A 26460-nucleotide genomic window follows, 5' to 3' on the forward strand; every position below is an offset into this window, starting at 1 on the left:
TCCTATGCAGCGCCGCGCGTCCTTTCAGACGTACAAAGAACTATGTCTCTTTGAGTTTACGCGTCGTGCTTTGCGAAAGGACTCCGTTCGAGAGGTCGGCGGCGACCTCTTCGAGCCACTGGTCGCGGATGCCCATCTCCCGCAGATGGGCCAGTGTATTGAGCACGTATTCGCTGTTCGGACCCGACCTGCCGAACGCGACGGCGACCGTTGCCGCCGCCTCCGCCGGTGTCCGACCGCCGGCATATTGCGCGTGATCGCGGTCCACCACATAGGCAAGCGCCGGCACGCGACGCCCGTCCATGAGTTGCACCGGCATGACCCTTTCCTTGTAGACGCGGGTTACCAGCTCCCGTTCGCGCAGATAATCGATCACCTCCGCTCTATCGGGGAGCGCGATGCGAAAGGCAGTGCCGATGCAGGAGCCGCCATAGTCGAGGCCGAGCACCAGGCCCGGTCGCTGTTCGGTGCCACGGTGCACCCAGGAATGCACGCATAGGGAGCGGCGATAGCCGAAAGCGCGGGCGGTCCACTTCTCCTCGAAGCGGAAGCCCGGATTCCACATCAACGATCCGTAGCCAAAGACCCAAAATTCGTCCATATCCACTGCCATTCACCAGTGCCGCCGGCCCCGAAAAAGGCGTCGAGGTGAGCGACGGCCGGCCGCATGTCTCCTTAATCGCCCTCGATTTGTCGACGAAGGCATGCAGCAATCCAAAGTGCTACAGCAATCTTTGCGCGTCTGATAGGACGCGGCGCTGTAATGGGTCTTTTAGAGCGGGATGATGGAAGGTGTGAAGCGGTTTCCACCTTCTTTCGCCCCAATTCTCTACAGCGCCGCGCGTCTTGTTGGACGCGCAAAGGTCGCTGTAGCACTTAGAATTGCTGCATGTCTTTGTCCTTTAATCGAGGTCGATTAAAGGAGACATGCAGTAAGATGCATGCGGGCTGAAGAGAAAGCCGCCTGCTGCACCGGAGGAAAAATCAGTTTGCGGGACCGGAAGCGGCCAAAGAAATGCAGCTTCCGCCGAAGCAATTGGAGCATGCGAGTATCATGACGATGACCGAGGTCGACAAGGGATCACGTGCCGGCAGGAAGTTACTCTGGCTTGCGGCGGGCGTCGTGCTGGTCACCAGCCTCTATTCGGGTGGCTGGTTCCTCGCGGCGGATCAGATCGAAAAGCGCCTGCCGGCCTATCTTGCAGAGAAGCGGAAGGCCGGCCTTGGCGCCGAATGCGGGGATATGGAGGTGCGCGGCTTTCCATTTCGAATCGGCCTCTTCTGCGAAAAAGTTCGCCTCGACGACGCCCGCTATGGCGCCTCCGCCTCCTTCGGGGCGCTGAGGTCCGCCGCACAGGTCTACCAGCCCGGCCGCGCCGTGATCGAACTCGATGGGCCGGCGGAAATCCGCGTCTCGCCGGGCGTTTCGATCTCGGCCGATTGGACGCTGCTGCATGCAAGTCTTGCGGCAACGCTTACCGGCGTCGATCGCACCTCGCTTGCCTATGACAATCTGACGGGCGCGGTTCGCTCGCCGCTGTCGGCAAAGGGCCTCAACTTCGGCGCCAATCATGGGGAACTGCATTTGCGCCAGAACGGCGACGACCTCGATGCGGCCTTGAGCGTCGACAAGCTCGACCTGCGCCCTGAGGATGGGCAGAGCCTCGCTCGGCCGGCCGATATCGCTGCGGATTTCACATTGACGGGAAAGGCCGATTGGCTCCTGGGGGCCTCGCTTTCGCCGCATGCGCTACGCGGCACGGCGGGCGAACTGCGCCAGCTGGCGCTGGACCTGGGGGACGGAATGAGCGCCAAGCTTTCCGGCCCCTTTTCCGTCAATGAGCAGGGGCTCATTTCCGGCGAGTTCTCCCTCACGCTGATGGGCATCGGCGCCTGGCGCGACAGCCTGTCGAAAGCCGTTCCCGAGGAGACGGATCTCATCAACAACGTCGCCAATATGCTGACGGCGCTTGCCGGCGGCAAGGACAAGGCGACCGTCAAGCTCAATGTACGAGACGGCACCGCCTTCCTCGCCTTCGTTCCCCTCGGGGTGCTGCCGGCGTTATAGGCGGGGGCCGCCGCAGCGTCCGCGATGCCGCCGCAGTCATTCAAATCGGAACCGACATCTATTTCTGATCCATGGCATGCCGGCCGAAGTCCGGCATGGGCGTGTCCTGGCCGGCCTGGATGATCGAGCGACGGATGGCCCGCGTGCGGGTGAAGAGATCGAACAGCTTGTCACCGTCGCCCCAGCGGATCGCACGCTGCAGCGAAGCCAGATCCTCGGAGAACCGCGCGAGCATTTCCAGAATGGCATCCTTGTTGTGCAGGCAGACGTCCCGCCACATGGTCGGGTCCGAAGCCGCAAGGCGGGTGAAATCGCGGAAGCCGGAGGCGGAATATTTGATCACTTCGGACGCGGTGACCGCTTCCAGATCGTCGGCCGTTCCGACGATGTTGTAGGCGATGATGTGCGGCAGATGCGAGACGATGGCCAGCACCTTGTCGTGATGCTCCGCGTCCATTTCCTCGACCATGGAACCCAGCGTTTCCCAGAAGAGCCGCAGCCGCGCCACGGCTTCCTCGTCCGCACCTACCGGCGGCGTCAGAATGCACCAGCGGCCGCGGAAAAGCCCCGCAAAGCCGGCATCCGGACCGGAATGCTCCGTGCCGGCGATCGGATGGCCGGGGATGAAGTGCACGCTCTTAGGCAGATGCGGGGCCATCTGCCCGATCACCGACCCCTTGGTCGAGCCGACGTCGGTAACGATCGCGCCCGGTTTCAAATGCGGCGCGATCTCCGCTGCCACGGCCCCGGAAGCACCGACCGGCACCGAGACGATGACGAGATCGGCATCCTTGACCGCCTCGGCGGCCGAAAGCGCATAATGGTCGCCAAGACCAAGCTCGCCCGCACGCTTCAGGGTGGCTTCGCTGCGCGTCGAAACGACGATGGTGCCGGCGAGCTGCTTCTCCCTGATGTCGCGTGCGATCGACGAGCCGATCAGGCCGATCCCGACAAGCGCGATGGTTTCGAACTGCTGAGCCATCATTTCAGTCCCATGAATTCGGTCAGCGCCGCGATGACGCCTTCGTTCGCCTCCTGCGCGCCGATCGTCATACGAAGCGCATTTGGAAAACCGTAGGCGCCAACGGCGCGCAGGATGAAGCCGCGCCCCGTCAGGAACGCATCGGCGGCCTCGGCGGTCTTTCCTTCCCTGCCCGGGAAATGGATCAGCAGGAAATTTGTAACCGACGGCGTCACCCGAAGACCGATCGCCGTCAGTGCTTCGCCGACCCTTGCGAGCCAGGCGAGATTGTGCTCGACCGCAGCGGCGGCGAAAGCCTGGTCGCGAACAGCCGCTGCGCCGGCGGCGAGAGCCGGCGCGTTGAGGTTGAATGGCCCACGTATGCGGTCGAGCACGTCCACCACGGCACGCGGCGCATACATCCAGCCGATGCGCAGGCCCGCCAGACCGTAGATTTTCGAGAGTGTCCGCGTCATCACCACATTGCGGTTGGCCGAGACCAGTTCCAGCCCCGCTTCATAATCATTGCGCCGGACATATTCGGCATAGGCTGCATCGAGCACCAGCAACACGTCTGCCGGAAGACCCGCTTGCAGCCGCCGCATTTCGTCGACCGGAATGTAGGTGCCGGTCGGGTTCGCCGGGTTGGCGATGAAGACGATCCTGGTGCGCTCCGTGACGGCTGCCAGGATCTGATCGACGTCGACCCGCTCATCCTTCTCCTTGACGGTTACCGCCGTACCGCCGGCCGCGATAATCTGGATCTTGTAAACCAGGAATCCGTGCTCGGTGACGATGCCCTCGTCACCCGGACCAATATAAGCGTGGCAGAGCAGACCGAGGAGCTCGTCCGAACCATTGCCGCAAAGGATATTCGCCGGATTCAGCCCGTGGACCTCAGCCATCGCTTCCTTGAGCGCCGATGCCCGTCCGTCGGGATAGCGCTCGAGATTGAAGGCGGCGTTCTGGAACGCCTCGATCGCGCGCGGGCTGGGACCGAGTGGCGTTTCGTTCGACGACAGCTTGTGCACCTTGACCGCACCCGGCGCATGCTCCTTGCCCGGAACATAGGCGGCTATGTCCAGGATACCGGGGCGCGGCCCGGGGTTCTTCAAAGCAAGGTTCATCGGCTCGGCCTTCACGGGAAAGATGAGGTCCAGCCAATAGCCGGAGCGCAGAAATTTGTCGAGTGCGACGTGATTTACCTACAGCGCTCGGTTCCGCGTGCTCGGAACCCCATGCGGCGCCAGAACTGGAACGAAGACGCGGCGCGAGGCGCGGGCAGCGACCGGCAGGCCCTGGTAGAGTCGCTTCTGGGCCTCGACGATAATCACCCCGGAAAACACCGGCCATAACGACCGGCCGAAGCGCTCGAGTCCGTGGCGCAGGCGGAGAACCAGCTTGCGTTTGGACGGCGGGAAGAACAGCGCCTCGGAGCTGGCGCCGGGCGTGAAATTCGTTTCCCGCAAAAGCGCCGTCAGTTGCCCACGGGAATAGGGCCGGCCGGAGCCAAAGGGTGTATGCTCCATCCGGGCCCAGACGCCGCGGCGATTGGGCACGACGATGACAAGTCGCCCGCCGGGTGCGAGAATCCGCCAGATCTCTTTCATGGTCTCGCGCGGGCTTTCGGCGAATTCCAAGGCGTGGACCATCAGCACGCGGTCGATCGAGGCGTCGGGCAACGGCAATTCCTCATCGAACACCAGTGCCGTCGAGGACAATTCGGCCGCCGGCCAGTTCACCGCCCCCTGGCCCGCCGGCATGAAGGCAAAGGTCCGTTCGGTGTCTGGACGGAACCGTTCGAGATAGGGGACCGCATAACCGAGACCGACGAGACGCTCCTCCGGCAGCCGAGCCCAAATGGACGAGAGCGCCATGGTGACGGCCTGTTCCGCCATCCGGCCGAGTTCGGAATGGTAGAATTGGCGGAGATCGACGATATCGGTGTGCATGGACGACATGTTAGCCTTGGGGCGGTAGACTTCAAGGCGAGCCTCGCTACATTCGGTGCATGAAACGACGGGCGGGAAGAAGGATCATCTGCCGTCCCCACCCGCCATCAGCATCGATCACATCCGATCGGAGGAACACGCCATGGCCGCCCTTGAAATCGATCTCTTCCTCTGCCGCTCCGACAATTTCGGCGTGCTTGTCCATGATCCGGCAAGCGGTGCGACCGCATCGATAGACGCCCCCGAAGAGCTGCCGATCCTGGAGGCTGTCGACCGGCGCGGCTGGAACCTGACGCATATCCTCACCACGCACCATCATGGTGACCACGTCGCCGCGAATGTCAGCCTCAAGGAACGCTTCGGCGTGACGATCATCGGCCCCAAGGGCGAGGCACAGAAGATTCCCGGCTTGGACAAGGCGGTTGGCGACGGCGAGCGCTTCGACTTCGCTGGCCACCCCATCGAGGTGATCGAAACACCCGGCCATACCGCCGGCCACATCTGCTATTACTTTCCTAAGGATAAGTTGCTATTTGCGGCCGACACGCTCTTTGCGCTTGGCTGCGGCCGCCTATTCGAAGGCACGGCGGAAACCATGTGGCAATCACTCGGTCGGTTGATGGCGCTGCCCGACGATACCGCTGTCTACTTCGGGCACGAGTACACGCTCTCCAATGCCCACTTCGCCGTCACCGTCGACCCCGACAACACCGCACTCAGGGAACGCGCCGCCGAGATTGAGGAAACCCGCTCGGACGGCGGCTTCACCGCACCGACCACGATCGGGCTGGAGAAGCGGACCAATCCCTTTCTGCGCGCCGCCGATCTGAAAATCCGCGCCAATCTCGGAATGGAGAAGGCAAGTGACGCCGCCGTCTTTGCCGAGATCCGCAAGCGCAAGGACCAGTTCTGATGGCCGACGGAGACCTGAGCGCGGCGGCAATCATCGAGAGGCTCGGCCTTGCGCGCCATCCCGAGGGCGGCTGGTATCGAGAGACCTTCCGCGATCATGAGGGCGGCCTCCGCGGCCATTCGACCGCGATCTACTACTTGCTCGAGGAGGGCGATCGCTCGCATTGGCACCGCGTCCGCGACGCCGCTGAGGTATGGCACCATTACGCCGGCGCGCCGCTCGACCTCAGGGTCGCCGAGCCCGGCGGGCCGGCGGCGCGAGTTCGCCTGGGTCCCGACCTCACCGCTGGCGAAAGACCGCAGCATGTCGTCCCCGCCGATTGGTGGCAATCGGCGACTTCGCTCGGCGACTGGACCCTCGTCGGCTGCACTGTCGCGCCAGGCTTCGATTTTTCCGCCTTCGAGATGGCGCCGCCCGATTGGCAGCCGGATTAGCGCATCGGTCCGAAAATCGTACCCGATTTTCGGTTAAAGGAGTTACAGCGATCTTTGCGCGTCTGGAAAGACGCACGACCCCGAGGGCCTACTCCGCAGGCTGTGCCGCGGTTGTCGCTCTGCGCCAGATCATGTCATGCGCCGCAAGCACGGCTCCGCCGGTGACCAACAGGCAGGCCGCCGCGATCCGCCAGGACGGCTCGGCGAAGCCGAACAGGATCAGAATCAATGTCGAAAGTACCGGTGCCGCATAGCTCGCGACACCGAGCAACTGGATGTCGCCGTTCTTCACGCCGAAATCCCAGGCATAGAAGGCCGCCCCGACCGGCAGGAATCCGAGTCCTACGACCGCGAGCCACTCGAATGCGGTCTCAGGCCAGACCGTGGTCTCGAGGCCGAGATGGCAGAGCAAGGACAGGAGCGAAGTCGCCAGGCAGAAGCCGGTGACGACATCGGTCGACACCCTGCCGAAACGGCGTGTGATCAGCGAATAGCCCGACCATGCGAAGGCACAGAGAAAGGCTGCACCGTAGCCAAGCGTGTAGGCGTCATCGAAGGCGACGCCGTTGCGCCCAACGATGAGCATGGTGCCGGCAAGCCCGGCAAGCGCGCCAGCGATATGGTACCAACGCAGTGTCTCGCCCGGAAGCAGCGCCGAGCCGACGACGATCAGCAATGGCCAGAGATAGGCGATCAGCCCCGCCTCGACGGCCGGCGCGTTGCGCAGTGCGGTGAAGTAGAGAAAGTGGTAGCCGAACAGGCCGGCAATGCCAGTCAACCAGACTCGGAAGGGCTGTTTCAGCAGCACAAGGCGTTGTGGCTTCAGTGCGAGCAGAACGACACCCGGCAGGCTGCCGATCAGGAAGCAGATCGCCGAAAGCTGAAACGGCGGCATTTTGCCGGACGCGGCCGTAAACAGCGCCAGCAACGACCACATGAGGATCGCGGAAAAACCGATCAGGGTTGCCTTGAGCTTCATTGTCGACCCCTCGCGCAGCGCTGGCTCCAGCGGACCCGCATGCCTATACCTACTGCCTGCCTTCTTAGATCGAGCTCGATGTAAGGGCCAGTCTGCTACGGCGACCTTTGCGCGCCTGGTTGGACACGCGGCGCGGTAGACACGCAGCTGATCGCTCTCTCCTTGGATGAGAGCGTCAGCCGCCGAAGCGTGTCGCGGAAACGGTCACCGGACCGAGCTTGGTCGGGATGCGCACATAGACCGGGGCATAGACCTCGACGGCATCTGCCTTTGCGAACCAGATTTCCATCGTGTTCAGGCGGCGCAGATATTCGACGTCCTCCCGCCCCTTCCTGTAGCCCGCCCTGGGCACGAAGCGGACGCCGCAGACGATGGCCTCGCCTTCAAAACCCCGGGTCCTGAAGGGTCTTGTCCCTTTCGGAGACAGCTGAATATCGAGCCGCGATTCGCCGTCGAAGATCGGCAGGGTATTGGGACAGACACGGGCCTTGGCCGGAATGATCAAGCCCGACAGCGGGTCGAGCACGTTACGCAAGTCGCGATGCGTCACCGGCACCCAGTTCTTCGGCAGCGGCGTGCGCTTTGGTTCCATTCTGGCGCGCACGACATTGCCGTTGCGGAAGGTGACGCTGATCGCGCGGGCCTTGCTGCCGCTGCGGTAGGACATGGAATAGGAAGTGGCGCGAAGTTGATCGCGGCCGACGACCCCGGAAACGCGCGTCTGTCCCGAGGTGCGTTTGATGATGTCGACGAGCCCCGCCGAATGCAGCGTTCCCGAAATCGTGTAGCGATTCTTCTCAAGTTCCGTGTGGAAGGAGGCCCGCGCCACGGGCAGGCCCGCAAGGGCAATACTATAATCCGTCTGATGCTCGATTTCCGCAGCGAAGGATGCTGTGGAAAACATCGTCGCGGCCAAAATGGCCGGCGCACGAAAGCAAGTACGCCACGTCATGGCCTCGAGTTCCCCTTCCTATGCCGTTGCATCCCTTGGAATGCAGGCGGTTTGCGGCTTTTCTGCGCCAATCGGTCAAAATCATTAGGAAGCGGCCCCGCTTGCATGCTTCCGGAATGCATGCGACAGAAATAGTGCAAGCTCGGCAGTCTTGGAATCGGAAAAGCCTGGCGTTCCGAGGCACGGATCGATGCCCGCCTGTGTCGAACAGCGCCGGTTTTGCAGCAATGCGCAGGTTTGGCTTGACGGGCCGCCCGTCACTGACTATAGAACCGCGACTTTCCAATAATGGCCAGTAGGAACGCGGCCTGGGCTCTGGGCCCGCTATCCGCATTGTCCGGCGGCGATAGAGAAAATAGGTGTACCATGTCCCGTAGTTGCGAATTGACCGGCAAGGGCGTCCAGTCGGGCCACAATGTGAGCCACGCCAACAACAAGACCAAGCGCAAGTTCCTGCCGAACCTGTGCAATGTCACGCTGATCTCCGACGCTCTCGGCCAGCGTTTCCGCCTGCGCGTTTCCGCGGCCGCCCTGCGTTCGGTCGAACATCGCGGTGGTCTCGACGCCTTCCTGCTGAAGGCGGACGAGAACGAACTGAGCATGCGCGCCCGCCTGCTGCGCCGCCAGATCGTCAAGAAAGTTGCCGAAGCCGCCTGATCGGCACCGGCACTGCTGCTACAGTAATATTCGCGCGCCCGTTAAGACGTGCGGCTCTGTAGAAATGAGGGCTTGCGGACTCGTCCGGCAAGCCTTTTTCTCGTGCCTTGCACCCTTTCCCTCACTGGTGGCATCACCCAGGATAAAAATGCTTATTGGCCGTAGGTTCCCTATCTATGTTGCGCTGATGACCCTGGTGGTCGTCGCCTCGAATTTCCTCGTCCAGTATCCGCTGCCGGGCTCCATCGCCGGGATGCAGCTTGGTGACCTGCTGACCTGGGGTGCCTTCAGCTATCCCTTCGCCTTCCTCGTAACGGATCTGACGAACAGGCAACTCGGACCGCATATCGCGCGCCGCGTGGTGGTTGCCGGCTTTGCCGTCGCCGTTGCGCTCTCCTTCGTTGCCGCAACACCGCGCATCGCGATTGCCTCCGGCACAGCCTTTTTGCTCGGCCAGCTTCTCGACATTGCCGTGTTCAACAGGCTGCGGCGCCAGACTTGGTGGCGCGCCCCGCTCGCCGGCTCGCTGGTCGGGTCGAGCCTCGACACGGCGATGTTCTTCTCTTTCGCCTTTGCACCGCTCTTCGTCTTTCTCGGACCGAATGACGCATTCGCGCTCGAGGCGGCTCCCCTGCTCGGCCTGGCTTCAGCCGGCACGCCGCGCTGGATTTCCTGGGCGTTCGGCGATCTTCTGGTGAAGTTCCTCTGTGGAATCGCGCTCCTGCTTCCCTATGGCGCGCTGATGAGCGTCATCAAACCCATGCCGACGACGGCGGCCAAAGCGGCTTCCTGACGATCTCGGCCGATGGGCTAGTTGGAATAACTGCCGAGGCGGAACTCGAGCATGAGGTTGCGCTCGAGGATAGAGTGATTGTCGTCGGAAACGAGAATCAGCCGGGTCTCGCCGTCGGGAGTCGTAACGACGTCGAGCGCTTCCATATTGTCGATCTGGTAACCCATGTCGGCTTCGATCAGCACCTCGCCGTCGACAACCGCGCCCGGCCGGATGTCGCCGCCGGCAATTCGGCGAATGCGCATGCCGAGCCCCGAGGCGAAGTTGAACCGACGCTCGAGCAGCAGCAGGTCCCCATTTGGCAGGAAGGCACCGTCGGTCACGGCATAGGGATTGTGGCGGACCACCGTGAAGGCGCCCCGCATCGGCCCCTCCAGAATACCCGCCAGCAGATTGTCGGACGTGTCGACGCTGCGCTCGGAGACGACGACCGCGGAGCCGACAAGCGGCCCATGCTTCGGTGCAATCGCAACCGTTTCAAGGCCGCCATTGTTGCGCAATTCCTCGACCGGAAAGGGCAGGCTCAACTGCCTGACCGGGCGCGACGAGGAAAAACCGGGGTTGGGATAGACGTCGACCCGATGAGACTGCTCGAAGCTTACAACCGCTTCGCCGTCTCTGAGCGCCAGCCCTTCGGCATCCACCCTCCATTTTTCGCGTTGAGCCGCGCCGCTGCCATCGGTCATCGAAGTGATCCTAAGATCGGTCAGCCCCGAAAGACGCCCGGCATCGTCCCGTATAACGGCGCCCTCGACCCAGTGGCCGGTGTCGAGAACGGCGACGAAGGACCGGCCGTCCGGCCGGAACCGGATTGACGAAAGCGCACCGAAGAGCGAATTGGGCGAGGTCATCTCGATGCCGCCGATGAACTCGAGCGCACCGAACACGGCCGTGCCCGACCCGACCTTGAACTCGGTGATCTGCCGGCTTCGCACCAAGGCGATTCCGCCAGGCGCTTCGGCCTGTACGCCGGTCGATGCGAGCATGAGCAGGACTGCAAGGGACCGGCGGAACATCTACAATAAACCCTCCTGGAGAGGTGAAATCCGCCGCGCCGCCGCAAATCGCGCCGGTAACGCAATGGGCGCTACTTTGAATTGCCGTCCGTCCGGGCAAAGGCAAGCGGGGCGCGGGCGAAATTGGGGCACGCGGCTCACCCGGCGCGACGCAGGCGTCCGGTACGACCGCTCTCCTCTTCGAAAAGGGCCGCCAACTGTTCCGTCATCGCCCCTGCCAGTTCGTCGGCGTCGACGATCGTCACTGCACGGCGATAATAGCGCGTCACGTCGTGGCCGATGCCGATCGCCAGCAGCTCGACCGGCGAGCGGTTCTCGATCTGCTCGATAACCGCTCGCAGGTGGCGCTCGAGATAGTTGCCCGGATTCACCGACAGCGTCGAATCATCGACCGGCGCGCCATCCGATATCATCATCAGGATGCGCCGCTGCTCGGGTCGGCCGATCAGCCTGTCATGCGCCCACATCAGCGCTTCGCCGTCGATATTCTCCTTGAGCAGGCCTTCGCGCATCATCAGGCCGAGATTGCGGCGGGCCCGGCGCCAGGGTGCGTCGGCCGATTTGTAGATGATGTGGCGCAGGTCGTTGAGGCGGCCGGGCGACTGCGGCTTGCCGCCCATCAGCCATTTCTCGCGCGATTGCCCACCCTTCCACGCCTTCGTGGTGAAGCCGAGGATCTCGGCCTTGACGCCGCAGCGCTCGAGCGTGCGGGCGAGAATGTCCGCGCAGATCGCCGCCACGGTGATCGGCCGTCCACGCATCGAGCCCGAATTGTCGATCAGCAGCGTCACGACCGTATCGCGAAAATTCGTATCCTTCTCCCGCTTGAAAGACAGGGGCTGCATCGGATCGATGATCACGCGCTGCAGCCGGGCCGTGTCGAGATAGCCCTCCTCCAGATCGAATTCCCAGGACCGGTTCTGCTGTGCCATCAGTCGGCGCTGCAGGCGATTGGCGAGGCGGCCGACGGCCCCTTGGAGATGGGCAAGCTGTTTGTCGAGGAAGGCGCGCAAGCGGTCGAGCTCGGCCTCGTCGCAGAGTTCCTCGGCGGTGATCGTCTCGTCGAATTCCCGCGTGAAGACGGTGTAATCGACCTTCTCATTAAAATCCGCAAAAGGATGATTCGGCCGCTTGACCTCGCCGGGTGTCTCGCTCTCCTCGTCGCCTTCGTCCTGAAAGTCCTCGTCGGATATCTCGGCGCCGTCCATCTCACCTTCTTCCATCTGCTCCTCGGCAGACTGGTTCTCCTCGGCGGGCGCGGCGTCGGTCCCCTCTTCCTCCTCGCTGGCGTTTTCGTCCTGCTGCTCGCTGCGCGGCTGGTCCTCGTCGGTCTCGCTTTCCTGCTCGTCCGGCTCCAGATCGTCTTCGCCGTATTTTTCGGCTACATCCATGGAGGCAAGCATGTCGCGCACCACGCGGGCAAAAGCCTGCTGGTCGTTGACCGCCGCCGGCAGGTTCCGCACGTCGGGGGCGGCCTTCTGTTCGATGAAGTCGCGCCAGAGGTCGAGCACCTTTCCGGCGGAGCCCGGCGGTTTCTCGCCCGTCAGCTTCTCGCGCACCAGCAATGCCATCGCCTCTTCGAGCGGCGCATCCGACTGGTTCTCGATCGCACCGAAATTCGCCTTGGCGTATTTCTCCTCGAGCATCGAGGAGAGATTCGCGGCTACTCCGGGCATCCTGAGTGCACCGATCGCCTCGACGCGTGCCTGCTCGACGGCATCAAAAATCGCGCGCGCGTCGGCCCCCTGCGGTGACATCGTCGCATGGATGCGGTCGTCATGGCAGGCCTTGCGCAACGCCATCGAGTCGCCGAGGCCACGCGCGACCGCGAGCTCATGGCGGGTGGGACGTTTGGAAAGCTCCGGAAGGCGAATACGCTCGCCGGACATGCCCGGACGCTCATTGGCGAAGGCAATCTCGAGCTCCGCATCGCCGGCGATCGAGCGGACGCAGCCGGAAAGCGCCCGCTTGAAAGGTTCGGCAGCGTTTTCCCTCGCTTGCTGGTTCGCCTTGGAATTCGAGCTCACAACAGTTCCTTCTCCAGCCCGGCCCGGGCCGATCTCCGAGCGATCACCGCACCCGCCGCCTTAAGCAATCAGGCGGAGGCTTCCAGCACGATGTTGGCGGCGCTTTCCTTCAGCTCGACCCCAAAGGCGCGCTGGTAGTGCTCGGCAACCAGCGGCCGCTCCAGCTCGTCGCATTTGTTGAGGAAGGTTACGCGGAAGGCGAAGGCCACGTCGCCAAAGATGTATGCGTTTTCCGCCCAGGTGATCACCGTGCGCGGGCTCATCACCGTCGAGAGATCGCCGTTGATGAAAGCGGCGCGTGTCAGATCCGCGACGCGCACCATCTTCGATACGGTCTCGCGACCCTTGTCGGCCGCGAATCCCTTGACCTTGGCGGCGACGATGTCGACTTCCTTGTCGTGCGGCAAGTAATTGAGCGTGGTTACGATCGACCAGCGGTCCATCTGCGCCTGATTGATCTGCTGCGTGCCGTGGTAGAGACCGGTGGTGTCGCCGAGGCCGATCGTGTTGGCGGTCGCGAACAGGCGGAAGGCCGGGTGCGGGCGAATGACCCGGCTCTGGTCCAGAAGCGTCAGCCGGCCGGAGGATTCGAGTACACGCTGGATGACGAACATGACGTCCGGGCGACCGGCATCATACTCGTCGAAGACGAGCGCGACATTGTGCTGGTAGGCCCAAGGAAGAATGCCGTCCTTGAATTCCGTCACCTGCAGGCCGTCCTTGACGACGATCGCATCCTTGCCGACGAGATCGATACGGCTGACATGGCTGTCGAGATTGATACGCACGCAGGGCCAGTTCAGCCTTGCGGCCACCTGTTCGATATGGGTCGACTTGCCGGTGCCGTGATAGCCCGCAACCATGACTCGGCGATTGTGGGCGAAGCCTGCAAGAATGGCGAGTGTCGTTTCCCGGTCGAAAAGATAATCCGGATCGAGATCGGGCACATAGGCATCGCCCTTGGAATAGGCGGGAACGCGCAAATCCGTGTCGATGCCAAAAACCTCCCGGACTGAAATCGTCGTGTCGGGGAGGTTTGAAATGTCGAGGTCAATCTTGCTCATCATGTCTCCAGAGCGGCCGCCGAACGGCACCCGCGCATTCGCCTGCGAAATGTGCTTTCTGTAATAATCCGCGTTGTTAGCAGAAACCAGCCTGTTTTAACAATTGGTAGGCCTGAATGACGGCTCGGAAACGGTCTTCCGAGCCTCTGTCTCCGCCGTTCGCGTCGGGGTGATGCTTCTTGACGAGTTCCTTATAGGCCGCCTTGATATCGGCCGTTGTTGCCGAGGCTGCAAGTCCGAGCGTTTCGAAGGCCTTTGCCTCGAGCGTCTTCAGCTTGCGCAGCCGCGGTTCGTGCCGGCTCGAGCGGGCGCGCGCTTCGTTGAAGAAGCCGAACGGGTCGCGCATGCGCGCCTGCGAACCCGCACTGCCGGAGCGCGTCTGCGATTGCGTGGGACCTTTCCCGGCATTCTTGTTGACACCGACTGTCCAGGTGGGTCGATGCCCGGTCACGGCCTCCTTCTGGTAGCGCGCGATCTCGGAATCGGAGAGGCCCGAGAAATAATTGTAACCCTTGTTGTATTCCTTCACATGCTCGAAACAGAAGAGGAAATACTCGCCTTCGGCATTGCGACCGACGGGCGCCCGATGCACTCCATTCTTGTCGCAACCGTCCCACTGGCACACGTGCACGGTCGACTCGACGCGCGCTTCGCGCTTTGGGCGCGTGCGGATGCGGTCGAAGTATTTTGAATCGAGTTTCATGGCGCACATTATGGGGTTTGCGACAGGTCACAACAAGAATTGACAAAGCGGAATGTTGCTGGCTTTGTGCGGGTATTTTGCACCATCAAGGCATCGCACGGCTGGTTGGCGCAGCAAACAGGGAAATGGGACGGAAGCATGTCGCTGCAAAGCCGGATCGAGCAGAAGCTTGTGGAAGCGTTTCATCCCGAACGGCTCGCGGTCATCAATGAGAGCCATCTTCATGCCGGCCATCAGCCGGGCTTTGACGGCGGCGGCGAGACCCATATGCGCGTCCGCATCGTCGCAAGCTCGTTTTCAGGCATGAGCCGCGTAGCGCGCCACCGCGCCATCAATGATCTTTTGAAGCCGGAACTCGATGCCGGCCTGCACGCGCTCGCGGTCGAGCCCGCCGCCCCCGGTGAACCGACGCGCTGGTGATCCACTTCGCCGGTATTGTTGGGAAAAGCAACGCGCCGGTTAAGCCGTCGGCGCGTCGTCGGCGGCACGGATGCGCAGCTTGGTGATCCGATTCTTGACTCGCTTCATGACGGTGAAGCGCTTGCCGTAAAATGTGAAAGCCTGCCGCTCCTCCGGGATGCTCTTCGATTCATGAATGACGAGGCCGGCGACCGTCGTCGCCTCTTCGTCCGGCAGCGACCAATCGAGCGCGCGGTTCAGGTCGCGGATCGGAACCGACCCATCGACGACGATCGAGCCGTCAGCCTCCTGCCGGACGCCCTGAATGTCGAGGTCGTGTTCGTCGGCTATGTCGCCGACGATCTCCTCGAGAATGTCCTCGAGCGTGACCAGCCCCTGCACCTGCCCATATTCGTCGACGACGATGGCCAGATGGAGCTTGCGGCGGAGGAAGGCGTTGAGCTGGTCCTTGAGGTTGGTCGTGTCCGGAACGAACCAGGGCTTCTGCGCAATCTTGACGATGTCCAGCGTCTGCGGCTCCACATTTGGCTCGGCCAATGCCCGCAGCAGGTCCTTTGAGTGGACGACGCCGACAATGTTGTCGGTCGAACCACGCCACAGCGGCAGTCGCGTGAACGGACTTTCGAGGATTTCCCGCACGCAAACATCAGGCGGATCGTCGGCATTGATCGCGCGCATGGCCGTGCGGTGGATCATGACGTCCGACACTTCGAGCTCGCCGAGATCAAGCACGCCGCCCAGTCGGTCGCGGTCGGCCTTGATGACCGCTCCCTCGCGATGCAGCAGGTCGACCGCGCCCCGCAATTCCTCATGGGCCGAAAGCATGGGCATGTCGGAGGCGAGATTGACGCCGAAAAGGTTCAGGATGCGCCGGACGATTGCGTTGACGAGAGACGAAGCCGGGCCGACGACCGCGACGAAGGGCCGGACCACCGGCGCCACGGTGAGGGCGAAGCGATCGGGCGAGGCGATCGCCCAGCTCTTCGGCAACACTTCGGAAAAGATGACGAGCAGCACCGTCATGGCGAACGTCGCTATCGCCACGCCGGAATCGCCGACGAGGCCGATCAGCAAGCTCGTCGTCAGCGATGATGCGAGAATATTGACGAGGTTGTTGCCGATGAGCAGGGTGCCGATCAGGCGATCGCGCCGCTCGATCAGCCGGTTGACGATCCCCGCCCGCTCGTCGCCATTGCTTTCGAGCGTGTGCATGCGCGACCGGGAGGCGGCGGTCAAGGCGGTCTCGGACCCGGAGAAGAATGCCGAGAGCACGAGAAGAGCGGTGACGGAAACCAGGGATAGCCAATAGTCCGCCACGAAGGTCAATAAAGTGTCGCTGCTCATTGCGGGTGCTTTTCCTTAAGAAAGCTCAAGACTTCGGAGGCCGGCACGTCGTCGGCCACGAAGGAATGCCCGATGCCGCGCGTAAGAATGAAGGTGAGCTTGCCGCCCTTCACTTTCTTGTCCTGGGCGATCGCCTCCATCAACCGCTCCGCCGGCGGCAGCATCCCGGGGATATCTGCCATCCGCGTCGGCAGTCCGACTGCCCTGAGATGGGCTTCTACCCGACGCGCATCGTCCGGGCTCGCGAGATTCATCCGCGCGGAGAATTCGTACGCCAGTACCATGCCGACCGCGACGCCCTCTCCGTGCACCAGACGGTGGCTATCATATTCAGTGGCTGCTTCGAGCGCATGTCCGAAAGTATGGCCGAGATTGAGGAGCGCCCGCAGGCCGTTCTCGCGCTCGTCCGCCGCCACGACATCGGCCTTTGCCTGGCAGCTTACGGCAATCGCCTCAATCCGCGCGCCCCCCCCGGCGAAGACCGCCTGCCAATTCTGTTCCAGCCAATGGAAGAATTCAGGCTTGTCGATCAAACCGTATTTCGCAACCTCCGCATAACCGGCACGGAATTCACGCTGGCTCAGCGTGTCGAGCACGCCCGTGTCGGCCAGGACGAGGTCCGGCTGATGGAAGACGCCGATCAGGTTCTTTCCGTGCGGCGAGTTGATGCCGGTCTTGCCGCCGACGGAGGAATCCACCTGGGCCAGTAGCGAGGTCGGGATCTGGATGAAGCGCGAACCGCGGCGCACAATGCCGGCGGCAAAGCCCGTGAGATCGCCGATCACGCCGCCACCGAGCGCGATCACCGCGTCATTGCGCTCGATCCTGGCGCCGAGAATGGCGTCGCAAACCGGTATGAGGCAATCGAAGCTCTTGGTCTTCTCACCCGCGGGCAGCACCAGCGAGACGGCCTCGATGCCGCTTTGCGCTAGACTCGCCATCAGCGTTTCGAGGTAACGCGGCGCGACATTCTCATCGGTGATGACGGCCACCCTGCGGCCCTTGAGGCGTGCGGCGATCTCCCGACCCGCCTCCGCGATCAGCCCGGGGCCGATGAGGATGTCATAGGACCGGTCTCCGAGATTCACGCGGACCGAGCGTTCGGCGGGGATCATCTGGCTCATCATGGGGTCTCGGCTTTCTTGCAATCGGCGATGGCGGCGAGGACCTCCTCGACCATCGTTTCCTTCTTCACGTCGCGCGAGAGGACGACGAGGTCCGCCTCGGCATAGATCGGATAGCGCGCCCGCATCAGGTTTTCGAGCGTCTGTTTGGGATTTTCCGTTTTCAGAAGCGGTCGGGTGTCGCGCTTGTTCACCCGCTCCCAGAGCACCTCGAGTTCGGCATTGAGCCAGACCGTCAGCCCGCCCTTCTTGATCTGCCGCCGCGAGCGCTCGTTGACATAGGCTCCGCCGCCAGTCGAGACGACACGTGGCCCCGACCGCAACAGACGTTTCAGCACACGCGCCTCGAGCGCCCGGAACTCTTCCTCGCCATAGGCGGTGAAAAGTTCGCTGATCGTCATGCGCGAAACCCGCTCGATCTCGTGGTCGGAGTCGACGAAGGGAACGCCGAGCGCCTGGGCCGTCATCCGGCCGATCGCCGATTTACCCGCTCCCATCAGGCCGATGAAGATGAGATTGCGCCTACCGAGGGCGCGCTTCGCCCGCTCGGCAAGCGTCGCGGAAACCGGTTCGGTAACGTCGTTCATTGCGCTTCATATTCCCCATTCCATTCCGGTATCGACAAATCGGCGAAGGGCGTCAAGTCGTCGCCAAGGGCCGCCGGGCGCTTCGTGGACGCGCTGTCGGGGGGTATTCATATTGTCGTCCTGGCCCTTTCAATGCGCAAATGTCGCAAGCGCATCTTGAGCGGTAGCGCAGCATCTGGCACGGATGAAAGGGTCTCGGCTGCATGACTCCCTGCTCAACTTCGCTTTGGGGACAAGGACATGCAGCGTTTCAACATGCTACAGCGACCTTTGCGCATCGGAAAAGGAGTCGCGGCGCTGTAGAGGAGATCGAAATGCCGACCCTGTTCCGATTCCTGTTCTTCTGCGCCGTCGTCGCCGGCATGGTCTATGCTACGATGCTGGCGCTCGTCACCTTCGTCGAGCCGGTGGAGCGGGACGTTACCGTGCGCATCCCCTCCGAGCGGATCAACGAGCCGCAATGATGGATCTCTCAGAAGCGCACCTCGAAGCCTTTCTCGAGATGATGAGCGCCGAACGCGGCGCCGCAGTGAACACGCTTCAATCCTATGAGCGCGACCTCAAGGACGCTCTTTCTTTCCTACGCTCGCGCGGCGCGCGGCTGGGCGAGGCCTCCCCCGATGACCTGCGGCATTATCTTGCCCACCTCGCCAAAGAGGGCTTCAAGTCCTCATCGCAGGCACGCCGCCTCTCCTCACTCAGGCAATTTTACAAGTTCCTCTATGCCGAAGGCCTGCGTAGCGACGATCCGACGGGCATTCTCGACGCGCCGAAAAAGGCGCGCGCGCTGCCGAAGACGCTGAGCGTCGACGACGTCACCCGGCTCATCGGCCAGGCGGAGGCAGAGGCGGCGGCCGGCGGCGAGGATGCGCTCGCGAAACTGCGCATGCACGCGCTGATCGAGCTTCTCTACGCCACCGGCATGCGCGTCAGCGAATTGGTATCGCTGCCGGCGAGTGTGCTTTCGCAAAACGGCCGCTTTCTGGTGATCCGCGGCAAGGGCAACAAGGAAAGGCTGGTGCCGCTCTCGCAGGCAGCGATGCGCGCCATGCGCAGCTATGGCGATGCCCTGCGGCAAGGAGGGAGCACGGAGGAGAGCCCCTGGCTGTTTCCCTCCTATGGCAAATCCGGCCACCTGCCGCGCCAGGTCTTTGCCCGCGACTTGAAGAGCCTCGCCGCACGCGCCGGCATTCGGGTGGCAGCGATCTCTCCGCACGTGCTCCGCCATGCTTTCGCCAGTCATCTTCTCGCAAACGGTGCCGACCTTCGCGCCGTGCAGGAACTGCTCGGCCACTCAGACATCTCGACGACACAAATCTACACGCATGTGCTGGAAGAACGGTTGCACGAGCTCGTCCAAAACCATCACCCCCTTGCCAAACAGGCGAAAAAACAGGATTAGGTCCGCCGGACAGTTGGCGAGGCCGGGCAGTCCTCGTCGCAAAACGATCGGAAACGCATCTCATGCACAACTATCTCGACTTCGAAAAGCCCATCTCTGATCTCGAGGGCAAGATTCTCGAACTGAAGAAACTCGCCAGCGAAGATGAGAGCGTCAACACGTCCGACGAGATCGCAAGACTCGAGGGTCGCGTCCGCGACGCGATGGTCGAGATCTATTCCAGGCTGTCGCCGTGGCAGAAGACCCAGGTCGCGCGCCATCCTTCGCGCCCGCATTTTCTCGATTATGCCAACGAGCTCTTCAGCGAATTCACGCCGCTGGCCGGCGACCGCAACTTCGCCAACGACGATGCCATTCAGGCCGGCCTTGCGCGATTTCACGGCACGCCGGTGGCGGTGATCGGCCAGGAGAAGGGCAACGACACCAAGTCGCGCATCAAGCACAATTTCGGCAGCCCGCGCCCGGAAGGCTACCGAAAGGCGATCCGCGTCATGGAAATGGCCGACCGTTTCGGACTGCCGCTGATCACGCTGATCGACACCGCCGGCGCCTATCCCGGCGTCGGCGCCGAGGAGCGCGGCCAGGCCGAGGCGATCGCCCGCTCGACCGAAATGTGCCTGAACGTCAAGGTGCCGATCGTGACGGTGGTGATCGGCGAAGGCGGATCGGGCGGTGCGATCGCCATCGCCACGGGTAACCGCGTCTATATGCTCGAGCACGCGATCTACAGCGTCATCTCGCCCGAAGGCGCCGCTTCGATCCTCTGGCGCGATTCCACCCGCGCAAAGGAGGCGGCAAGCAACATGAAGATCACCGCCGAGGACCTGAAGGCGCTCGGCGTTATCGACGGCATCATCCCCGAGCCGATAGGCGGGGCGCATCGAGATCCGCAGGCCGTGATCGAACGCACCGGCACCGTGATTGCCGACGCGCTCAAGGAGCTTTCCGCGCGCAACGGCGACGAATTACGCGCCGATCGCCGCCAGAAGTATCTGAATATCGGCCGCAATCTCTGAACCGCGACGCCTTGCGCGTTCTGAAAGCTCCGCTTTCCGCTCTGAACCATTGCGATCAGAGCCTCGCGTACGGCAACCGGAAATCGATCATGGCCAAATCTTGGCCATATTCATCGGGTCATGAAAAGCGGCATTCGCAGGCGGTCCCTGCAGGGTTAAGATTTCGTGAAGAGTAATGACGTAGTGATTCGTTGAAGAGCCCTTCCCGGATGGATGCGGCGCTCAAGGATGGATTGTGGCAAGAACGGGCTTTCGCTGATGCGTTTTAGAAATCTTGTTGTCACCGCCGCTGTCGTAGCCGCGCTTGCCGGTTGCACCAACGAGACGCTCGACTCGGTCAACATTTCCAACGTCAAGAACAAGACCGAGTACCAGCTTTCCAGCAAGCTGGTCAGCAAGATGCGCGAGCTTGGGATGCAGAAGTCGTCCCCGATACTCTTGCGCATCTTCAAGGAAGAGGGAACCCTCGAAGTCTGGAAAGCGAATACGGCGAACCGCTTCCAGCTTCTGAAGAGCTATAAGATCTGCGCCTGGTCGGGCAAGCTCGGCCCGAAGGTCAAGGAAGGCGACCGACAGGCACCGGAGGGATTCTACCCGCTTTATCCGCACCAGATGAATCCCAATTCGAGCTATTATCTAGCGATCAATACCGGCTTTCCGAACGCCTATGACAAGGCGAACAACCGCAGCGGCACGCATCTGATGATCCATGGCGCCTGCTCCTCCTCTGGCTGCTATTCCATGACCGACGAGCAGGTCATCGAGATTTTCGCGCTGGCGCGCGACGCCTTCCGGGGGGGACAGGAAAACATCCAGCTGCAGGCCTTTCCCTTTCGCATGACGGCGGAGAACATGGCGCGTCACCGCAACAATTCGAATATCGAGTTCTGGAAGATGCTGAAGGAAGGCTACGACCAGTTCGAAGTGACGAAGCGGCCGCCGCAAGTGAACGTCTGTGAGCGGAAATACGTCTTCAACCAGCAGAGCGACGGCACGTTCAATCCGGCCGGGCAATGCCCCCCGATGTCCACGCCGCCGGAACTGCATGTGGCGATGGCGAATTTCGAGAAGGACTATAAGCGCGACTACGACAAGGCGCTGAAGAAATTCGAAGGCATGGTCTGGTATGAACCGACCGAGGCGGAGCGCAAGGCGGTGGTCGCCGAACAGCGCAAGGGCCGCGAACTCGCCTATGCGCCGACCGGCACCTCGCTTGACGCCGGCAAGCTGATGAAGGTGAGCGACCTCGAAAAGAGGATCGCCGCACAGCAGGAGGCCGAGGAGGCCAGGCAGGCCACGCTTATCCAGAAGGAAGCATTGGAGAAGGCGGGCCGCGAGGGAAGGACGGTACCGGTTCCGGAGCCGAACCCGATTGTGCGGCCGGTGGAACAGGCGACGCTGCAGCCGACGCCCACCAGGAAGTCGTTCTGGAACTTGTTCTCCAACGGCGAGTCCGTAACGCCAGGCCCGGCTGCCCCGTCACCGGAACAGGCTGCCAGTCAGCCCGCACCCGTTCAGCAGCCAGCGGCAGGTGCTCCGGCGGTGCCCGAAAACCCGCGTGTGGCCACAGCGCCCGCCGGCGAAGCCGCCCCTGCCGAACAGCCTCTCATCGAACAACCGAAAAAGCGCCCCTTCTGGAAGATCTGGGGCAATTGATGCCGGTCGAGCAGAAGATCGTCTATGATCTGAGGGGGCTGAAATGCCCCCTTCCGGTTTTGAAGGCGCGTAAACGCATGGAATCGCTCGCGCCGGGCGCGCTGATCGAGATCGAGACGACCGATCCCCTCGCCGTCGTCGATATTCCGCACTTCTGCAACGAAGACGGACACCGGCTCGAAGAGGCGACCACTGTTGCGGGCGGCCATCGCTTTCTCATTCGGAAGAAAGGCTAGCGCATCGCCCTGCGCATGCCCGAGGATGCGGAACCGGCTTAGAACCGAATCCCGGGCACCGCTAGCGGATTGTCGGCGAGTGCCTGGGCATCTGCCTGGTCGATACGCGGCTTGCCGGTGAAGGCGTCGAAAAGGTCGCAGACGAAGACCTCCTCCAGCCCCTTGGTGATCAGCACCATGCGGGTGCGCCGGTCGGCGGGATCGGGCCAGGCCGGCAAGCGTTCCGGCGTGTGGAACACCGTCTGGACGCCGTGCAGCACTACCGGCTGCTCCGGATTGTCTGCAACCGCCACGATCGCCTTCATCCGCAAGAGTTTCTCACCATGGGCCGAGCGCAGGAGATCGATGAACATCTCCAGCGCCATCGGCTCGATCGGCCGGTCGTGAATGATGCTGAAGGAGCGGATGTCGGAGCCATGGCTGTTGACGTCATGGTGACGATAGGGGTGCCCATGCCCATCATGATGATGGTGATGGTCATGTTCGTGATGATGCTCATGCAAGTGGCCGCAACTTGCTTCGGCTTCGTCCTGCAGCCAGCGGCCGACATCGGCGGCCTTGGTCGAGGGGTCATAGAGGCCGCAGGCGAACAAATCTGCCCGGCCGGCCGCCTCCGTATCGCCGTCGATGACGGGCGCGCGCGGATTGAGTTCTCTGAGGATGACCGAAAGCGCGCTGACCTGCTCGCTTTTCGCAAGCCCCGTCTTGGCAATGACGAGGCGATCGGCGACGGCAACCTGCTTCATGGCTTCCATATGGCCGGCAATCGTCGACTCGCCATTGATCGCGTCGACGACGGTCACCACGCCGTCGAGACGGTAATTTTGCGCGAGCACCGGATTGCCGATAATGGACTGAAGCACGGGTGCCGGGTCGGCGAGCCCCGTAGTTTCGATGACGACGCGCTTCAGCGGCGTGATGCGCCCCGTCTGCATCCGGTCCATGAGATCGGCGAGCGTATCGACGAGTTCGCCACGCACGGTGCAGCAGAGGCAGCCGTCGGAAAGCTCGATCACGCCGTCGCTCGATGCCTCGACCAGAAGATGGTCGATCGCCACATCCCCGAACTCGTTGATGATCACGGCGGTGTCGGTGAGTTCCGGATCCTTCAGCAGACGATTGAGAAGGGTCGTCTTGCCGGCACCAAGGAAGCCGGTCAGGATGGAGACCGGAACAACCGGCAATGGACCGTTCATGGCGGAGCTCCTTCGGACAATCGTCACAGGTTCGGGCGCGGCACGGGAATCGGCACATTGGCTATTTCGGCGGTGTCGCCCTGCCCTGCGACGTCGCTGCCGGCCTTTGCAGTCTTTTCGCCGCTGCCCGGAACAAGCCCGGCGTAGACCAGTTTCAGCGGACGGTTGATCTCATGGATATAGGGTGAGAGCAGCTTCTGCCGCCCGGCCTCGTCACGCCCTTCGCTGCGGATTTTCGCCGCCTCCTTCGAGCAGATTTCCTTGCTGACATCGGCAGTCACATCGCGGCTTTCGCCGTAGGGCGCGATTTGCGTGAGCGATGGTTTTCCCACACTCCCGCTTGTCAAAGCCATCTGCAGCAGACGGGCCGACTCGTCGGCGCGGGCGCCGAGGCTATCTTCGCCCAGCACGACCGAAACGACGCTGCGGCCGCCCCTGGTCGCCGACGATACCTGATTGAAGCCCGACGCGCAGATGAACCCGGTCTTCATGCCGTCCGCACCGTCGAAGCGCCCGATCAGCATGTTGTAATTCGCATAGTCCTTCTTGCCCGTGGTGATGCCTTCCAGGGCGAAATAGGGAGCGTATTCTGGGAATTCGCGCTTCAGCGTGATCGCCAGTACCGCAAGGTCGCGGGCGGTCGTGTACTGACCCTGTCCGGGCAGGCCGTTGGGATTGACGAAATGCGACGATGTCATGCCGATTCGGCGCGCCTCGGCATTCATGCGATCGATGAAGGCCTGTTCCGATCCGCCGACCGTCTCGGCGATCGCCACGGCAACATCGTTCGCCGATTTCACGAGCATCATCTTCAACGCGCTGTCGAGCGTCATCGTCTGGCCGGGCTTGTAGAACATCTTGCTCGGCGGTTCGGACGCTGCGTTCTTCGACATGACCACCGCACTTTCCAGCGCCAGTTGCCCCGCCTTGATCGCACGAAAGGTCGTATAGGCCGTCATCAGTTTGGTGAGCGACGCCGGGTACCATCTCTGGAAGATGTCCTCATGCTCGTAGACCTTCAGTGTGTTGACGTCGACGACGAGTCGCGGATTGGCATGGGACGGCAGGGCCGCAACCATGATGGCCGCACAGGTGACCGCAAGAGCGGCCAGGGCCCTAATGCTGTTGCACATCATGAATCGAGCAGTCGTCGTCACGATCTCAAACCTCGAAATTCCGCAGTTGCCTCGTATTGTCCCGCTATTTAGCCTATATGGCCAGGACATGGCAAAGGCCAGTGATTTGGCTGGCGCGTCCATCCACCGAAGACCGACAGGGATACATCATGCCGATTTTGAACCGCGCCGCCGAACTCCAGAACGAAGTGACCGAATGGCGGCGCCACCTGCACATGAACCCGGAGCTTCTGTTCGCGGTGGAAAATACGTCAGCCTTCGTCGAAAGGAAACTCAAGGAGTTCGGTGTTGACGAGATCGTGACCGGACTCGGCCGCACCGGAGTCGTCGGCCTCATTCGCGGCAATCTCGGCACCGGCCGCACCATTGGTCTGAGGGCCGACATGGATGCCCTGCCGATCACCGAGACGACTGGCAAGCCCTGGGCCTCGACGACGCCCGGCAAGATGCATGCCTGCGGTCATGATGGTCACACGGCCATGCTGCTCGGTGCGGCGAAATACCTCGCCGAGACGCGGAATTTCGCTGGCAATGTCGCCGTCATCTTCCAGCCGGCGGAGGAAGGCGGCGGCGGCGGCAACGAGATGGTCAAGGATGGCCTCATGGAACGCTTCGGCATCGAGGAGGTCTATGGCATGCACAACATGCCGGGCATGCCGGTCGGCCAGTTCGGCAGCCGCGTCGGCCCGATCATGGCCTCCACCGACGAGTTCTCGATCACCGTCAAGGGCCGCGGCGGCCATGCGGCTCAGCCGCACAAGACGGTCGACCCGATCACGGTCGGCGCGCAGATCGTCAACGCGCTGCAGACGATCGCCTCGCGGACTGTCGATCCACTCGCCTCGATCGTCGTCTCTGTCACCAAGTTCAATGCCGGCTTCGCTCACAACGTCATTCCCGAACAGGCCGTGCTTGCCGGGACAGTCCGGGCGCTGACGCCGGAGGTGCGCGACACGGGCGAGGCGCGAATTCGCCAGATCGCCGAAAGCCTCGCCGGCGCCTATGGGGCGACAGCCGAGATCTGGTACGGTCGCAACTATCCGGTCACGGTCAATCATGCGGACGAGACCGCCCATGCGCTTGCAGTCGCAGCGACGATCGCCGGCGACGGCAAGGTGGATGCCGCACTCGACCCGATGATGGGCGGCGAGGACTTCTCCTACATGCTGCTTGCCCGTCCGGGCGCCTTCATCTTCATCGGCAACGGCGATACGGCCGGCCTTCATCATCCCGCCTATGATTTCAACGATGAGGTTATTCCGCACGGCATCTCCTACTGGGTGAAGCTCGCCGAAGCGCGACTTGCCGCCTGACGAACGCGGGGAGGCGGCAACATGCATCAGATCGACAAGACCGACCGCAGAATTCTGCAGATCCTGCAGGCGGACGGCCGCATCACCAATCTCGAGCTGGCTGACCGCATCGGCCTGTCTCCGACCGCCACCAGTGAGCGCCTGCGGCGGCTCCTGAAGGAAGGTTATGTCTGCGGTTTTGGGGCGCGTCTCGATCCGCACAAGCTCGGCTTCGGGCTCCTGGTCTTCATCGAGGTCATGCTCGACAAGACGACGCCGGAGGTCTTCGACCAGTTCACCGCCGCCATCAAGCAGGCGCCCGCAGTGCTTGAGTGCCACATGGTGGCCGGAGGTTTCGACTATCTCGTCAAGACCCGTTTCGAGGACATGGCCGCCTACCGCAACTTCCTCGGCCAGGTGCTGTGGACGCTGCCCGGCGTCAAGGAGACCCGCACCTATGCGGTAATGGAAGAAATCAAGAATGACGGTCCGCTGCCGCTGATCTGAGTAGCGGACCGTTTCGCGTTGTCGA

The 26460-nt window shown here is 62.5% G+C and carries 28 protein-coding genes; 13 read left to right on the forward strand and 15 right to left on the reverse strand.

From position 1 onward, the window contains the following. Positions 1-40 precede the first annotated feature (40 nt). On the reverse strand, positions 41-613 hold the full coding sequence (locus AC4P1R_RS12315) for a gamma-glutamylcyclotransferase (protein WP_492177039.1): 573 nt from the start codon (positions 611-613) through the stop codon (positions 41-43). A 441-nt stretch (positions 614-1054) separates the two neighbouring features. Here AC4P1R_RS12315 and AC4P1R_RS12320 point away from each other — a divergent pair, with 441 nt between their 5' ends. After that, positions 1055-2068, forward strand: a complete 1014-nt coding sequence (locus AC4P1R_RS12320) for a DUF2125 domain-containing protein (protein WP_069459321.1) — start codon at positions 1055-1057, stop codon at positions 2066-2068. Between the two features lie 58 nt (positions 2069-2126). Here the strand turns inward: AC4P1R_RS12320 and AC4P1R_RS12325 are convergent, their stop codons facing one another. The 3 genes from AC4P1R_RS12325 to AC4P1R_RS12335 form a co-directional block, all read right to left on the reverse strand. Further along, positions 2127-3053, reverse strand: coding sequence for a prephenate/arogenate dehydrogenase family protein (locus AC4P1R_RS12325; protein WP_069459251.1), 927 nt, complete (start codon positions 3051-3053; stop codon positions 2127-2129). Then, a complete protein-coding gene (gene hisC, locus AC4P1R_RS12330) occupies positions 3050-4156 on the reverse strand; it encodes a histidinol-phosphate transaminase (RefSeq protein ID WP_492177040.1) in 1107 nt (368 codons plus the stop codon). The genes AC4P1R_RS12325 and hisC overlap by 4 nt, the downstream gene beginning before the upstream one ends. 78 nt (positions 4157-4234) lie before the next feature. Continuing rightward, a complete protein-coding gene (locus AC4P1R_RS12335; RefSeq protein WP_069459249.1) occupies positions 4235-4990 on the reverse strand; it encodes a class I SAM-dependent methyltransferase in 756 nt (251 codons plus the stop codon). A 133-nt stretch (positions 4991-5123) separates the two neighbouring features. On the opposite strand from AC4P1R_RS12335, the gene gloB reads away from it, so the two are divergent. Further along, positions 5124-5894, forward strand: coding sequence for a hydroxyacylglutathione hydrolase (gloB, locus tag AC4P1R_RS12340; protein ID WP_069459248.1), 771 nt, complete (start codon positions 5124-5126; stop codon positions 5892-5894). Then, a complete protein-coding gene (locus tag AC4P1R_RS12345; RefSeq protein ID WP_492177041.1) occupies positions 5894-6328 on the forward strand; it encodes a cupin domain-containing protein in 435 nt (144 codons plus the stop codon). The genes gloB and AC4P1R_RS12345 overlap by 1 nt, the downstream gene beginning before the upstream one ends. A gap of 88 nt (positions 6329-6416) precedes the next feature. Here AC4P1R_RS12345 and yddG read toward each other — a convergent pair whose 3' ends face one another. Together yddG and AC4P1R_RS12355 are read right to left on the reverse strand one after the other, a co-directional pair. Further along, a complete protein-coding gene (gene yddG / locus AC4P1R_RS12350; protein ID WP_069459246.1) occupies positions 6417-7307 on the reverse strand; it encodes an aromatic amino acid exporter YddG in 891 nt (296 codons plus the stop codon). A 175-nt stretch (positions 7308-7482) separates the two neighbouring features. Further along, on the reverse strand, positions 7483-8259 hold the full coding sequence (locus AC4P1R_RS12355) for a DUF3108 domain-containing protein (protein WP_069459245.1): 777 nt from the start codon (positions 8257-8259) through the stop codon (positions 7483-7485). Between the two features lie 366 nt (positions 8260-8625). Here AC4P1R_RS12355 and rpmB point away from each other — a divergent pair, with 366 nt between their 5' ends. Both rpmB and AC4P1R_RS12365 read left to right on the forward strand, forming a co-directional pair. Further along, complete coding sequence (gene rpmB / locus AC4P1R_RS12360) at positions 8626-8916, forward strand: 50S ribosomal protein L28 (protein WP_026616330.1); 291 nt, start codon at positions 8626-8628, stop codon at positions 8914-8916. 148 nt (positions 8917-9064) lie between these two features. Beyond that, complete coding sequence (locus tag AC4P1R_RS12365) at positions 9065-9709, forward strand: VUT family protein (RefSeq protein ID WP_069459244.1); 645 nt, start codon at positions 9065-9067, stop codon at positions 9707-9709. A 17-nt stretch (positions 9710-9726) separates the two neighbouring features. On the opposite strand, the gene AC4P1R_RS12370 is transcribed toward AC4P1R_RS12365, so the two are convergent. The 4 genes from AC4P1R_RS12370 to AC4P1R_RS12385 all read right to left on the reverse strand — a co-directional run bounded on the left by AC4P1R_RS12370 (position 9727) and on the right by AC4P1R_RS12385 (position 14528). Beyond that, positions 9727-10725 (reverse strand): esterase-like activity of phytase family protein, encoded by a 999-nt coding sequence (locus AC4P1R_RS12370; RefSeq protein WP_069459243.1) that lies wholly within the window; start codon positions 10723-10725, stop codon positions 9727-9729. Between the two features lie 137 nt (positions 10726-10862). Further along, positions 10863-12752 carry a cobaltochelatase subunit CobT gene (gene cobT, locus AC4P1R_RS12375; RefSeq protein WP_069459242.1) on the reverse strand — a complete coding sequence of 630 codons (1890 nt, stop codon included), beginning with the start codon at positions 12750-12752 and terminating at the stop codon, positions 10863-10865. 68 nt (positions 12753-12820) lie between these two features. Further along, entirely contained in the window at positions 12821-13816 is a 996-nt protein-coding gene (gene cobS / locus AC4P1R_RS12380; RefSeq protein ID WP_069459320.1) for a cobaltochelatase subunit CobS, read from the reverse strand. Positions 13817-13892: 76 nt separating this feature from the next. After that, complete coding sequence (locus tag AC4P1R_RS12385; RefSeq protein ID WP_069459241.1) at positions 13893-14528, reverse strand: J domain-containing protein; 636 nt, start codon at positions 14526-14528, stop codon at positions 13893-13895. A 129-nt stretch (positions 14529-14657) separates the two neighbouring features. Between AC4P1R_RS12385 and AC4P1R_RS12390 the strand changes: the two genes are divergently transcribed. Then, positions 14658-14939, forward strand: coding sequence for a BolA family protein (locus AC4P1R_RS12390; RefSeq protein ID WP_069459240.1), 282 nt, complete (start codon positions 14658-14660; stop codon positions 14937-14939). A 39-nt stretch (positions 14940-14978) separates the two neighbouring features. Here AC4P1R_RS12390 and AC4P1R_RS12395 read toward each other — a convergent pair whose 3' ends face one another. Genes AC4P1R_RS12395 through AC4P1R_RS12405 form a run of 3 tightly spaced genes read right to left on the reverse strand, consistent with a single transcriptional unit; the run spans position 14979 to position 17994 of the window. Next, positions 14979-16283: an HlyC/CorC family transporter gene (locus AC4P1R_RS12395; RefSeq protein ID WP_069459239.1), complete on the reverse strand. Its 1305-nt coding sequence runs from the start codon at positions 16281-16283 to the stop codon at positions 14979-14981. Further along, on the reverse strand, positions 16280-17410 hold the full coding sequence (gene aroB, locus AC4P1R_RS12400) for a 3-dehydroquinate synthase (RefSeq protein ID WP_083265350.1): 1131 nt from the start codon (positions 17408-17410) through the stop codon (positions 16280-16282). The genes AC4P1R_RS12395 and aroB overlap by 4 nt, the downstream gene beginning before the upstream one ends. After that, entirely contained in the window at positions 17407-17994 is a 588-nt protein-coding gene (locus AC4P1R_RS12405) for a shikimate kinase (RefSeq protein WP_069459237.1), read from the reverse strand. Before AC4P1R_RS12405 ends, aroB begins: the two co-directional genes overlap by 4 nt. A gap of 314 nt (positions 17995-18308) precedes the next feature. Between AC4P1R_RS12405 and AC4P1R_RS12410 the strand changes: the two genes are divergently transcribed. The 5 genes from AC4P1R_RS12410 to AC4P1R_RS12430 all read left to right on the forward strand — a co-directional run bounded on the left by AC4P1R_RS12410 (position 18309) and on the right by AC4P1R_RS12430 (position 22304). Then, positions 18309-18458: a hypothetical protein gene (locus AC4P1R_RS12410; protein WP_106407866.1), complete on the forward strand. Its 150-nt coding sequence runs from the start codon at positions 18309-18311 to the stop codon at positions 18456-18458. Then, entirely contained in the window at positions 18455-19396 is a 942-nt protein-coding gene (gene xerD / locus AC4P1R_RS12415) for a site-specific tyrosine recombinase XerD (RefSeq protein ID WP_069459236.1), read from the forward strand. Before AC4P1R_RS12410 ends, xerD begins: the two co-directional genes overlap by 4 nt. A 62-nt stretch (positions 19397-19458) precedes the next feature. Next, entirely contained in the window at positions 19459-20412 is a 954-nt protein-coding gene (locus tag AC4P1R_RS12420; RefSeq protein WP_069459235.1) for an acetyl-CoA carboxylase carboxyltransferase subunit alpha, read from the forward strand. Positions 20413-20670: 258 nt separating this feature from the next. Further along, positions 20671-22068, forward strand: a complete 1398-nt coding sequence (locus AC4P1R_RS12425) for a L,D-transpeptidase family protein (RefSeq protein WP_069459319.1) — start codon at positions 20671-20673, stop codon at positions 22066-22068. Further along, entirely contained in the window at positions 22068-22304 is a 237-nt protein-coding gene (locus AC4P1R_RS12430; protein ID WP_492177042.1) for a sulfurtransferase TusA family protein, read from the forward strand. The genes AC4P1R_RS12425 and AC4P1R_RS12430 overlap by 1 nt, the downstream gene beginning before the upstream one ends. Positions 22305-22342: 38 nt before the next feature. Here the strand turns inward: AC4P1R_RS12430 and AC4P1R_RS12435 are convergent, their stop codons facing one another. Both AC4P1R_RS12435 and AC4P1R_RS12440 read right to left on the reverse strand, forming a co-directional pair. After that, positions 22343-23500 (reverse strand): CobW family GTP-binding protein, encoded by a 1158-nt coding sequence (locus AC4P1R_RS12435; protein ID WP_069459233.1) that lies wholly within the window; start codon positions 23498-23500, stop codon positions 22343-22345. 23 nt (positions 23501-23523) lie between these two features. Continuing rightward, positions 23524-24633 (reverse strand): D-alanyl-D-alanine carboxypeptidase family protein, encoded by a 1110-nt coding sequence (locus tag AC4P1R_RS12440; RefSeq protein ID WP_492177747.1) that lies wholly within the window; start codon positions 24631-24633, stop codon positions 23524-23526. Between the two features lie 152 nt (positions 24634-24785). Here AC4P1R_RS12440 and AC4P1R_RS12445 point away from each other — a divergent pair, with 152 nt between their 5' ends. After that, positions 24786-25949, forward strand: coding sequence for a M20 aminoacylase family protein (locus tag AC4P1R_RS12445; RefSeq protein ID WP_069459232.1), 1164 nt, complete (start codon positions 24786-24788; stop codon positions 25947-25949). Positions 25950-25970: 21 nt separating this feature from the next. Further along, positions 25971-26435, forward strand: a complete 465-nt coding sequence (locus AC4P1R_RS12450; RefSeq protein ID WP_069459231.1) for an Lrp/AsnC ligand binding domain-containing protein — start codon at positions 25971-25973, stop codon at positions 26433-26435. Positions 26436-26460 lie beyond the last annotated feature (25 nt).

This window comes from Sinorhizobium sp. Y406 (assembly GCF_058732025.1).

Excerpts from the sequence above, each read along its gene's own strand:
- AC4P1R_RS12315 (WP_492177039.1), bottom strand. The coding sequence starts at position 613 with ATGGCAGTGGATATGGACGAATTTTGGGTCTTTGGCTACGGATCGTTG.
- AC4P1R_RS12320 (WP_069459321.1), top strand. The coding sequence starts at position 1,055 with ATGACGATGACCGAGGTCGACAAGGGATCACGTGCCGGCAGGAAGTTA.
- AC4P1R_RS12325 (WP_069459251.1), bottom strand. The coding sequence starts at position 3,053 with ATGATGGCTCAGCAGTTCGAAACCATCGCGCTTGTCGGGATCGGCCTG.
- hisC (WP_492177040.1), bottom strand. The coding sequence starts at position 4,156 with ATGAACCTTGCTTTGAAGAACCCCGGGCCGCGCCCCGGTATCCTGGAC.
- AC4P1R_RS12335 (WP_069459249.1), bottom strand. The coding sequence starts at position 4,990 with ATGTCGTCCATGCACACCGATATCGTCGATCTCCGCCAATTCTACCAT.
- gloB (WP_069459248.1), top strand. The coding sequence starts at position 5,124 with ATGGCCGCCCTTGAAATCGATCTCTTCCTCTGCCGCTCCGACAATTTC.
- AC4P1R_RS12345 (WP_492177041.1), top strand. The coding sequence starts at position 5,894 with ATGGCCGACGGAGACCTGAGCGCGGCGGCAATCATCGAGAGGCTCGGC.
- yddG (WP_069459246.1), bottom strand. The coding sequence starts at position 7,307 with ATGAAGCTCAAGGCAACCCTGATCGGTTTTTCCGCGATCCTCATGTGG.
- AC4P1R_RS12355 (WP_069459245.1), bottom strand. The coding sequence starts at position 8,259 with ATGACGTGGCGTACTTGCTTTCGTGCGCCGGCCATTTTGGCCGCGACG.
- rpmB (WP_026616330.1), top strand. The coding sequence starts at position 8,626 with ATGTCCCGTAGTTGCGAATTGACCGGCAAGGGCGTCCAGTCGGGCCAC.
- AC4P1R_RS12365 (WP_069459244.1), top strand. The coding sequence starts at position 9,065 with ATGCTTATTGGCCGTAGGTTCCCTATCTATGTTGCGCTGATGACCCTG.
- AC4P1R_RS12370 (WP_069459243.1), bottom strand. The coding sequence starts at position 10,725 with ATGTTCCGCCGGTCCCTTGCAGTCCTGCTCATGCTCGCATCGACCGGC.
- cobS (WP_069459320.1), bottom strand. The coding sequence starts at position 13,816 with ATGAGCAAGATTGACCTCGACATTTCAAACCTCCCCGACACGACGATT.
- AC4P1R_RS12385 (WP_069459241.1), bottom strand. The coding sequence starts at position 14,528 with ATGTGCGCCATGAAACTCGATTCAAAATACTTCGACCGCATCCGCACG.
- AC4P1R_RS12390 (WP_069459240.1), top strand. The coding sequence starts at position 14,658 with ATGTCGCTGCAAAGCCGGATCGAGCAGAAGCTTGTGGAAGCGTTTCAT.
- AC4P1R_RS12395 (WP_069459239.1), bottom strand. The coding sequence starts at position 16,283 with ATGAGCAGCGACACTTTATTGACCTTCGTGGCGGACTATTGGCTATCC.
- aroB (WP_083265350.1), bottom strand. The coding sequence starts at position 17,410 with ATGATGAGCCAGATGATCCCCGCCGAACGCTCGGTCCGCGTGAATCTC.
- AC4P1R_RS12405 (WP_069459237.1), bottom strand. The coding sequence starts at position 17,994 with ATGAACGACGTTACCGAACCGGTTTCCGCGACGCTTGCCGAGCGGGCG.
- AC4P1R_RS12410 (WP_106407866.1), top strand. The coding sequence starts at position 18,309 with ATGCCGACCCTGTTCCGATTCCTGTTCTTCTGCGCCGTCGTCGCCGGC.
- xerD (WP_069459236.1), top strand. The coding sequence starts at position 18,455 with ATGATGGATCTCTCAGAAGCGCACCTCGAAGCCTTTCTCGAGATGATG.
- AC4P1R_RS12420 (WP_069459235.1), top strand. The coding sequence starts at position 19,459 with ATGCACAACTATCTCGACTTCGAAAAGCCCATCTCTGATCTCGAGGGC.
- AC4P1R_RS12425 (WP_069459319.1), top strand. The coding sequence starts at position 20,671 with ATGCGTTTTAGAAATCTTGTTGTCACCGCCGCTGTCGTAGCCGCGCTT.
- AC4P1R_RS12430 (WP_492177042.1), top strand. The coding sequence starts at position 22,068 with ATGCCGGTCGAGCAGAAGATCGTCTATGATCTGAGGGGGCTGAAATGC.
- AC4P1R_RS12435 (WP_069459233.1), bottom strand. The coding sequence starts at position 23,500 with ATGAACGGTCCATTGCCGGTTGTTCCGGTCTCCATCCTGACCGGCTTC.
- AC4P1R_RS12440 (WP_492177747.1), bottom strand. The coding sequence starts at position 24,633 with ATGTGCAACAGCATTAGGGCCCTGGCCGCTCTTGCGGTCACCTGTGCG.
- AC4P1R_RS12445 (WP_069459232.1), top strand. The coding sequence starts at position 24,786 with ATGCCGATTTTGAACCGCGCCGCCGAACTCCAGAACGAAGTGACCGAA.
- AC4P1R_RS12450 (WP_069459231.1), top strand. The coding sequence starts at position 25,971 with ATGCATCAGATCGACAAGACCGACCGCAGAATTCTGCAGATCCTGCAG.